Origin of the sequence: Lentzea sp. NPDC006480, assembly GCF_040611995.1 — a bacterium.
In the GTDB taxonomy this organism is placed as follows: Bacteria; Actinomycetota; Actinomycetes; order Mycobacteriales; family Pseudonocardiaceae; genus Lentzea.
The window spans coordinates 1-9,712 of sequence record NZ_JBEXPJ010000251.1; the positions used below are offsets into that span (position 1 = coordinate 1).

The 9,712-nt window shown below is 69.9% G+C and carries 1 protein-coding gene; it reads right to left on the bottom strand.

All coding sequences use genetic code 11. The annotated features are described in order from the left end of the window. Positions 1-9,685, bottom strand: a 9,685-nt coding sequence (locus ABZX92_RS43750) for an SDR family NAD(P)-dependent oxidoreductase (RefSeq protein WP_355571748.1), incomplete at its 3' end; no start/stop codon positions are given. Positions 9,686-9,712 lie beyond the last annotated feature (27 nt).

Genomic DNA, 9,712 nt, shown 5'->3' on the forward strand with positions numbered 1-9,712 from the left:
TCTTGATCACACCGGCGGCACCCGCGGCGGCCTGCGTGTGGCCGATGTTCGACTTGATCGAGCCGAGCAGCAAAGGCGACGGCCGGTCCTGGCCGTAGGTGGCCAGCAAGGCCTGCGCCTCGATCGGATCGCCCAGAGTCGTGCCGGTGCCGTGCGCCTCAACGGCGTCGACATCAGCGAACGTCAACCCCGCCGACGCCAACGCCTGACGGATCACGCGCTGCTGCGACGGTCCGTTGGGCGCGGTCAGGCCGTTGGACGCACCGTCCTGGTTGACCGCGGAACCACGCACGACAGCAAGAACGTCATGCCCAGCAGCGACGGCATCGGACAAACGCTCCACCACCAGCACACCGATGCCCTCAGACCATGCGGTGCCATCAGCAGAATCGGAGAACGGCTTGCAACGGCCGTCACGCGCGAGGCCGTCCTGCAGCGAGAACTCCATGAACGCACCCGGCGCCGACATCACCTGCACACCACCGGCCAGCGCCAGCGAGCACTCACCGTTCCGCAGCGCCTGCACCGCCAAGTGCAGAGCGACCAGAGCCGACGAGCACGCCGTGTCGATCGTCATCGACGGCCCCTCGAGCCCGAGCGCGTAGGACAACCGCCCGGCGATCACGCTCGGCGACGTGCCGGTGCCGGAATACCCCTCCAGCGCCTGCTCCGACGCGAGCATCAGGTGCGCGTAGTCCTGTCCGGACGCGCCGACGTAGACACCGGTCCGCGAGCCCCGCAACGCCAAGGGGTCGATGCCCGTGCGCTCCAAGGCCTCCCACGACGTCTCCAGCACCAGTCGCTGGTGCGGGTCCATCGACACGGCCTCGCGCGGCGAGATCCCGAAGAACGCCGGGTCGAACGACGCGATGCCCTCGATGAACCCGCCCTGCCCGGTCACCGACTGCCCGGCGCCGTCGCCGACGAGGTTCTCGTCCCAGCCGCGGTCCGACGGGAACCCTCCGATCGCGTCCCGCCCACCCAGCACCAGCTCCCACAGCTCCTCCGGCGACGACACGCCACCGGGGAACCTGCACGCGATGCCGACGATCGCGATGGCTTCGTCGGAAACCCTGACCGAGTCCTCGACCTGAGCCGACCCACCGAACAGTTCGACAACAAGGTGTTCCGCCAACGCTTCCGGCGTCGGGTAGTCGAACACAAGCGTCGCCGGCAACGTCAGCCCCGTCGCCGTGCCGAGCCGGTTGCGCAGCTCGACCGACGTCAGCGAGTCGAAGCCCAGCTGCCGGAACTCGCGGTCCGCGTCGATCGCGTCCGCCGACGAGTGCCCGAGCACCGCGGCGGCCTCGCCCCGCACCACGTCCACCAGCGCCCGCAGCCGTTCGGCCGGACGAACGTCCTGCAGCCCTTGCAGCGCAACGGTTCCCTGCGTCCGTGCCGCAGTCCGCCGTCCACCCCGCAGAAGGTTGCGCAGCAACGGCGGCACCATCGTGGCGCTGGCACCCGTGATGATCCGCGCGGGCACAACGAGCGGCTCGTCGACACCGACAGCCGCGTCGAACAACGCCAAGCCGTGGTCCAGCGAGATCGGCGGCATCGACGACTTCTCCAGCCGCTCCAACGCGGCCGCGTCCATCGTCCTGGTCATCCCGACGTCGGAAGTCCAAGCGCCCCAGGCCAATGACACCGCAGGCAGCCCGACCGACCGCCGGTACTGCGCCAGCGCGTCGAGGAACGCGTTGCCCGCCGCGTAGTTGCCCTGACCGGCCGTGCCGAGCACACCGGACACCGACGAGTACAGGACGAAGTGCGCGTCCGGAACGAGCGAGTGAAGGTTCCACGCGGCGTCCACCTTGGGCCGCAGCACCTTCTCCAGCCGCTCCGGAGTCATCGAGGCGATCACACCGTCGTCCAGCACGCCGGCCGTGTGCACGACAGCGGTCACATCATGTCCACCGAGGACAGCAGCCAACGCGTCCCGGTCCGCCACATCGCAAGCCGCGATGGTGACGTCCGCATCCAACGCCGCCAGGTCCTCCGCGCCAGGCGAGTCAAGGCCGCGGCGGCTGAGCAGCAACAGCTTCCTGGTGCCCCGCGCGACGAGGTGCCGCGCCAGCTCCGCACCCAAACCACCGGTGCCGCCCGTGATCACCACAGTGCCGTCAGGATCCCATCCGGCCGGAACCGTGATCACGATCTTGCCGACGTGCTTGGCCCTGCTCATGAACCGGAATGCGTCGCGCGCCCTCCGCACGTCCCACGCGGCGATCGGCAGCGGCGCCAGCGCATCGCTCCCGAACAACTCCACAAGCGCGGTGAGCATGCGCTGAATGTGGTCGGGGTGCGCCTCACCGAGGTCGAACGGCCGGTAGAAGACACCCGGCACGTCCTCCCGCAGATCGGTCTTGCCCATCTCCAGGAACCGCCCGCCCTGGCCGAGTAACCGCAGCGAGGCGTCGATGAACTCTCCGGTCAGCGCGTTCAGCACGAGGTCGACGCGCGGGAACTTCTGCTCGAACGAGGTGTCGCGGGAGTTGCCGATGTGCGCGTCGTCGAGGCCGAGCCCGCGCAGCACGCCCCACTTGCTCTCGCTGGCGGTGGCGAACACCTCCGCGCCGAGGTGCTTCGCGACCTGGATCGCCGCCATGCCAACGCCACCGGCGCCGGCGTGGACCAGAACCTTCTCTCCCGGCCTCACATTGCCGAGCTCGATCAGCGCGTAGTACGCGGTGAGGAACACCAGCGGCACCGACGCGCCCTGCTCGAACGTCCAGCCGTCCGGAAGCCTGGTCAGGTAAGGCTCTTCGACGACGCCGACCGGTCCCATACCGCCGAACAGCATGCCGAACACCGGGTCGCCGACACTCAGTTCAGCGCACTCGGGCCCGAGCTCGGTGACAATGCCGGCGGCCTCCGCACCGAACGAGCCCGCCTCGCCCGGATACATGCCGAGCGCGTTCAGCACGTCGCGGAAGTTGAGGCCCGCCGCCCGGATCGCGATCCGGACCTGCTTGCCCTGCAATGGCTCCGGCTGCCACGGCGCCAGGACGAGGTTGTCCAGACTGCCCTTCGCGGTGGTGTCGAGGTGCCACGGTGTTCCGGTGGGCGGCACCAGCGTCGGCCCGGTCTGCAACCGCGCCAGCCGTCCAGCGTGGACAGTCCCGTCGCGGACGATCAGCTGCTGTTCCTCGGTGACCAGCATTCCCGGCGTCAGCGAGCTGTTCTCGTCGAGGTCCACCAGCAGGAACCTGCCCGGATTCTCGGCCTGTGCCGACCGCACCAGGCCCCACGCGGCCGCCGCTCCCAGGTCGGTGATCGGCTCGTCGCCGATCGCCGCCGCACCGCGCGTCACGAACACCACGCGCTCTTCAGCGTTCTGCAGGATCTCCAGCACACGCTTGGTCGTCTCGTGCACAGCGGCCGCGCCCGGACCGCCTGCCAGTTCCACGACCCGCGCGTCGATCTCTGCCGCTTCACCGACCTGCACCGGCACCCAGTCGACGCGGAACAGCGACTCCGCCACAGGATTGCTCGGCGCACTCACCGACGGCGTCCTCACCACCAGCGACTTCACCGACAGCACCGGCGCGCCCTCGACGTCGACGGCGGTGACCTCGACGGCATCACCGCCCGTGTGCTTCAACCGGACCCGCAACCGCGACGGCCCGATCGCGTGCAGCGACACGCCATTCCACTCGAACGGCAACCCCTGCCCCGCACCGTCGACGAACGTGATGGCGTGCAGCGCGGAGTCGAGCAGCGCCGGGTGCACACCGAACGTGGCAGCGTCGTCCACGCTGTCCGGCAGCGCGACCTCGACCAGCACCTCGTCGCCGTTGCGCCACGCCCGCTGCAGCCCACGGAAGATCGGCCCGTAAGCCAGCCCGCCTTCCGTGAGCGTCTCGTAGAACGCTTCCAGGCCAAGCTCTTCGGCGTTCGCGGGCGGCCACTCCGCGGTGTCGAACTCGGCGTGATTCGAGCCTTCGGCGAGCGTGCCACTGGCGTGCTGGAGCCATTCGTCCGAGTCGGGCAGCTGCGAGTGGATGCTGACCGGCCGGCGTCCGTTGCCGTCCGGCGCACCGACCCTCACCTGCACTGCGACGGCTTCCCGCTCCGGCAGCACGAGCGGCACGACGATCGTGAGCCCGTCGACACGATCGCAGCCGACCATGTCGCCCGCGCGGATCGCGAAGTCGAGGAACCCGGTGCCGGGGAACAACACCGCGCCCCCGACGACGTGGTCCGCGATCCACGGGTGTGTGGCGAGGCTGAGGCGTCCGCTGAGGACGAACTCGTCGGTGCCCGCGACCGCGATGGCCGCGCCGAGCAACGGATGCCCGCCGGACCTCAGCCCGTACGCCGCGGGATCTCCCGCACGGCCACCAACGGTTGCCTTGGGCCAGAACCGCTCGTGGTCGAACGGATACGTCGGCAGGCTGATCAGCTTGCCGCCTGCCAACCACGGCGACCAGTCGACGTTGATCCCGTCGACGTGCACCTGCCCGAGCGCGGTGGCGAGCGCGGCCTCCTCGGTCTTGTTCTTCCGCAGCGTCGGAATCGCGCCGTCGACCAGCGCGCTCAGGACACCGTCCGGCCCGACCTCCAGAAACTTGGTCGCCGGGATCTTCGCGACGTTCTCGGTGAACCGCACCGCGTCCCGCACATGTCTGACCCAGTACTCCGGATCGGTCACGTCCCCGGTCGCGCTGATCGGGATCTTCGGCTCGCTGAACCGGATGCCCGCGATCGCCCGCCGGAAGTCGTCGAGCATCGGCTCCATCAACGGCGAGTGGAACGCATGACTGACCTTGAGCCGCTTGGTCTTCTCAAATCGAGCCGCGATCGCCTCGACTTCGGTTTCGTCACCCGCGATGACGATCGAGCTCGGTCCGTTGATCGCCGCGATCGACACCTTGCTCGTGAGGTGCCTGCTCACTTCTTCTTCGGTCGCCTGCACGGCCACCATGGCACCCGTCTGCGGAAGCGCCTGCATCAGACTCGCGCGCGCACTGACGAGCTTCGCCGCGTCCTCCAAGCTGAGCACGCCCGCGACGTGCGCCGCCGCGATCTCCCCGATCGAGTGACCGGCGAGGTGCGCGGGCTTGATCCCGAACGCCTGCAACAACCGGAAGAGCGCGGTGTGGAACGCGAACAACGCCGGCTGCGTGTTCCCCGTCTGGTTGAGCTTCTCCTCGTCCTCGCCCCAGATCACGCTCTTCAGCTCAGGGTCGAGGTGCGCGAGCACGTCGTCGAACGCGTTCGCGAACTCCGGGAACCGCGCATACAACTCCCGCCCCATGCCGAGCCGCTGCGACCCTTGCCCGGAGAACAACACCGCGAGCGTGTGCTCCCCCGCGACCCCGCTGGCGACCTCGACCCCGTCGAACAACACCGCCCTGCACTCGAACAACGCCCGCGACCGCACCAACGACCACGCGACATCGACGTCGGCCGCCTCCACCGCCCGAATCCGCTCGACCTGGGCCCGCAACGCCCCCGCCGACTTCGCCGACACCGCCAACGGCACGGCCCCGCCGCTCGGAATCGATCCCGCCTGGGCCCCCCGGGGGGAGTCCGAGGTCCCCACTCCAAGCGTCCCACGGCGGCCCGACGATTCCGGCTCGGCAAGATCGACAACGGCCGGTTTGTCCACAGCCGCAGAGTTGTCCACAGATTTCGCTGAGCCCGGTTGACCAGCAATTTCGCCCGGTACGCTGGAAAACGGGGGGATCCCCGTGCCGGGCGCTTCCAAGATCACGTGGGCGTTGGTGCCGGAGATGCCGAACGACGACACGCCCGCGCGCCAAGGCCGGTCGACCGAGGGCCACGGGGTGTTCTCGGTCAGCAGCGAGACCGCGCCCGCCGACCAGTCGATGTGCGACGACGGCGACGTGACGTGCAGGGTCCGCGGGAGCAGTCCGCGCTGGAACGCCATCACCATCTTGATCACGCCCGCCGCACCGGCCGCGGCCTGCGTGTGACCGAGGTTCGACTTCACCGAGCCCAGCCACAGCGGGTCGGCGCGGTCCTGCCCGTACACGGTCAGCAGCGCCTGGGCCTCGATCGGGTCGCCCAGAACAGTTCCCGTGCCGTGCGCCTCCACCGCGTCCACATCGGACGGTGAGAGGCCACCGGACGCAAGCGCTTGCCGGATGACGCGTTGCTGCGAAGGTCCGTTCGGCGCGGTCAGGCCGTTGGAGGCGCCGTCCTGGTTGAACGCCGAGCCCCGCACGACCGCGAGCACAGGGTGTCCAGCGGCGACAGCGTCGGAGAGCCGTTCCACGACGAGGATGCCAACGCCCTCGGACCAGCCCGTGCCGTCCGCGGACTCGGAGAACGCCTTGCACAGGCCGTCCGGCGCGAGCCCGCCCTGCCGCGAGAAGCCGGAGAACGACGTCGGCGTCGCCATCACCGTGACACCGCCGGCCAGCGCAAGCGAGCACTCGCCCCCGCGCAAGGCTTGTGCGGCAAGGTGAAGAGCCACCAACGCCGAGGAGCACGCCGTGTCGATCGTGACCGCCGGACCTTCCAAGCCCAGCGCGTACGAGATGCGGCCGGAGATCACCGAAGCCGCGAGTCCGGTGCCGGCGTGGCCTTCCAGGTCCTCGTTGGAGGCCATGACGACGTGCTGGTAGTCCTGCCCGTTCGTGCCGACGAAGACGCCGGTCCGCGAGCCGCGCAACGACGAGGGGTCGACACCCGCGCGTTCGACGGCCTCCCACGAGGTTTCGAGCAGCAATCGTTGCTGCGGGTCCATCGCCAGCGCTTCCCGGGGCGAGATGCCGAAGAACGCGGGGTCGAAGTCCGCGACGCCGGTCAGGAAGCCGCCGCGCAACGTCGAGCTCTGCAGCGACGCCAGGTCCCAGCCGCGGTCGGCCGGGAAGTCCGACATCGCGTCCTCACCCGCGACCAGCCGCCGCCACAGGTCTTCCGGCGAGTCGATGCCGTCCGGGAAGTGGCAGGCCATGCCGACGATCGCGATGTCATCGGTGGTCTGCACGACCGAGACGTCGTCGGCGTCAGCACCTTCGCCGAGCAACTCCGACAGCAGGTGTTCGGCCAGCACACGCGGCGACGGATAGTCGAACACGAGTCCGGCGGGCAGCGCGAGGCCGGTGATCTCGGTGAGGTGGTTGCGCAGCTCAACCGCGGTCAGCGAGTCGAACCCGATGTCGCGGAACGCCTTGTCCGACGCCACCGCCTCCTTGCCCGAGTGGCCGAGCACCAGGGCGGCACGCGTGCGGACGAGCTTCAGGACGGGCTCGATCCGTTCCGCGGCAGGCAGTTCACGCAGGCTGCGACGCAGTTCCGCGGCGGCGGACTCGCTGTCCCGACGCGCCGCGGCCAGTTCGTCCAGCACCTCTCGGGCACCGGGCAACTCGGCCAGCACAGGAGACGGCCGCAGGCTCAGCAACGCGCTGAGCAGCTGCGGGTGGTGGATGTCCGCGATCACGGCGGTGGGCGCGGTTTCCGCCACCACACTTCGCATCGCCGCGACCGCGAGTTCCGGGTCCAAGGTGGACGCGCCGACGGACTTGATCGTTTGGGCGACGCGCTCTTCGCCCGCCATCCCGTCGCCGGTCCACGCGCCCCACGCGATCGACGTCGCGGCAAGCCCTTGCTCACGGCGTTGCGCGGCGATGGCGTCCAGAACGGCGTTGGCGGCGGCGTAGTTGGCCTGACCGGGGTTGCCGATCGCGCCCGCCACCGACGAGAACAGGATGAACGCGTCGAGGTCCAGCTCGCGCGTCAGTTCGTCGAGCAGGAACGCCGACGTGACCTTTGCCTGGAACACCTCCGTGAACCGCTCCGGCGTGAGCCCGTCGAGCACGCCGTCGTCGAGCACACCAGCAGCGTGCACAACGGCTTTGACGTCGGGAGTCAACACCGCAGCCAGCTCATCGCGGTTCGCGACGTCGCATTTGACGACCTCGACGCCCAGCTCCGCCACGATGTCCGCCGCGCCGGGTGCGTCCAGGCCGCGCCGGCTCAGCAGCACGACCTTCTCCGCGCCGCGCGCGACCAGGTCCCGCGCGACGTGCTTGCCCAGCGCGCCGGTGCCGCCGGTGATCACGACGGTGCCGGTCGGCTGCCACTCCTGAGATGCTCGCGGCGCAACGAGAATCCGCCGCCCGAAGACCCCGGACGCCCGGACCGCGACCTGATCCTCGTCGCTCGTCAGCGCGGCCACGAACCGTTGCGCCGCCCGGTCGTCCAGCTCCGCGGCGACGTCGGCCAGGCCGCCCCAGCGGTTCGGGTGCTCCAGCGCGGCCACGCGGCCGAGCCCCCACACACCTGCCTGCCAGGGATTGCTGACCGCGTCCGCGCGCCCGGTCGACACCGCGCCGCGCGTCACCACCCACATCGGTGCCATGACACCGGCGTCGCCGAGCGCCTGGATCAGCGCGGTGGTGCTGGTGATCGGCGCGATGTCGCCGAGGTCGTCCAACGCCAGCAACGACACCACACCGGTGAACGGCACCTGCGCGAACTCCACGAGCTGCCCCGCGAGGTGCTCACGATCGGCCCACGCGACCCCGAGCTCCGTGACGTCCCCGAGCGCGCCGACCAGCGTCCGCACCCACGCGTCCTCCGCCACCTCGACCGGCAGTACCACCAGCCACTTGCCGGGCTTCGCGGCCAGACCGGACACCGGCTGCCAGCTTTCGCGGTGCAGCCAAGACTCCACTGTGGACTGCGCTTGGCGCTTCCCCCGCCACTCCGACAACGCGGGCAGCACACCCGCCAGCGTCTCGCTGTCGAGGTCCAGCGTGGCGGCGAGGGACGCGACGTCGTCCTGCTCGACCGCGGTCCAGAACGCCGCGTCGGCCGGATCCGCCGCCACCGCACCGGCAGCCGCCTCGGGCCAGAACCGCTCGTGCTGGAACGGATACGTCGGCAGGTCGACCCCGTGGCCGCCCTGGTAGAAGCTCGACCACTCGACGTGCACGCCGCTGACGTGCAGGCGCGCGAGCGCCTGCAGGAACGCCTTGTGCTCGGCCCTGTCCTTGCGCTGCGCCGGAATCGCTCCGTCGACGAGCGCCGCGAGCACCCCGTCCGGCCCGATCTCCAGGAACGCACTCGCACCCTGCTCCGCGAGTCGCGCGACGTTGTCGGTGAACCGCACCGTGTCGCGGACATGGCTGACCCAGTACTCGGGATCCGTGACGTCGCCCGTGGTCGCGATCGGAATGCTCGGCTCGTTGAACGCGATTCCCGCAATCGCTTGCCGGAACTCGTCGAGCATCGGCTCCATCAACGGCGAGTGGAACGCATGGCTGACCGCGAGCTGCTTGCTCTTGCGCCCCGCGAACCGGTCGGCAACCGCACGCACTTCGCCTTCGGCACCCGCGATGACCACCGAGTCGGCCGCGTTGATCGCCGCGATCGACACACCGCTGGTGAGATATGGGACGACCTCTACCTCAGTGGCCTGCAGCGCGATCATCACGCCACCCACAGGCAACGCCTGCATGAGCCTCGCGCGTGCGGTGACCAGCTTCGCCGCGTCCTCAAGGCTCAGCACCCCAGCGACATGTGCGGCCGCGATCTCGCCGATCGAGTGCCCGGCGAGCAGCCGCGGGACAATGCCGAACGACTCCGCCAGCCGATACAGCGCGACCTCGACCGCGAACAACGCGGGCTGCGTGTTCCCAGTCTGGTTCAGCGCCTCGGCATCGTCGCCCCACATGACCTCGCGCACGCCTTGGAGGTGCTCCAACACCTCATCCAACGCCGACGCGAACACCGG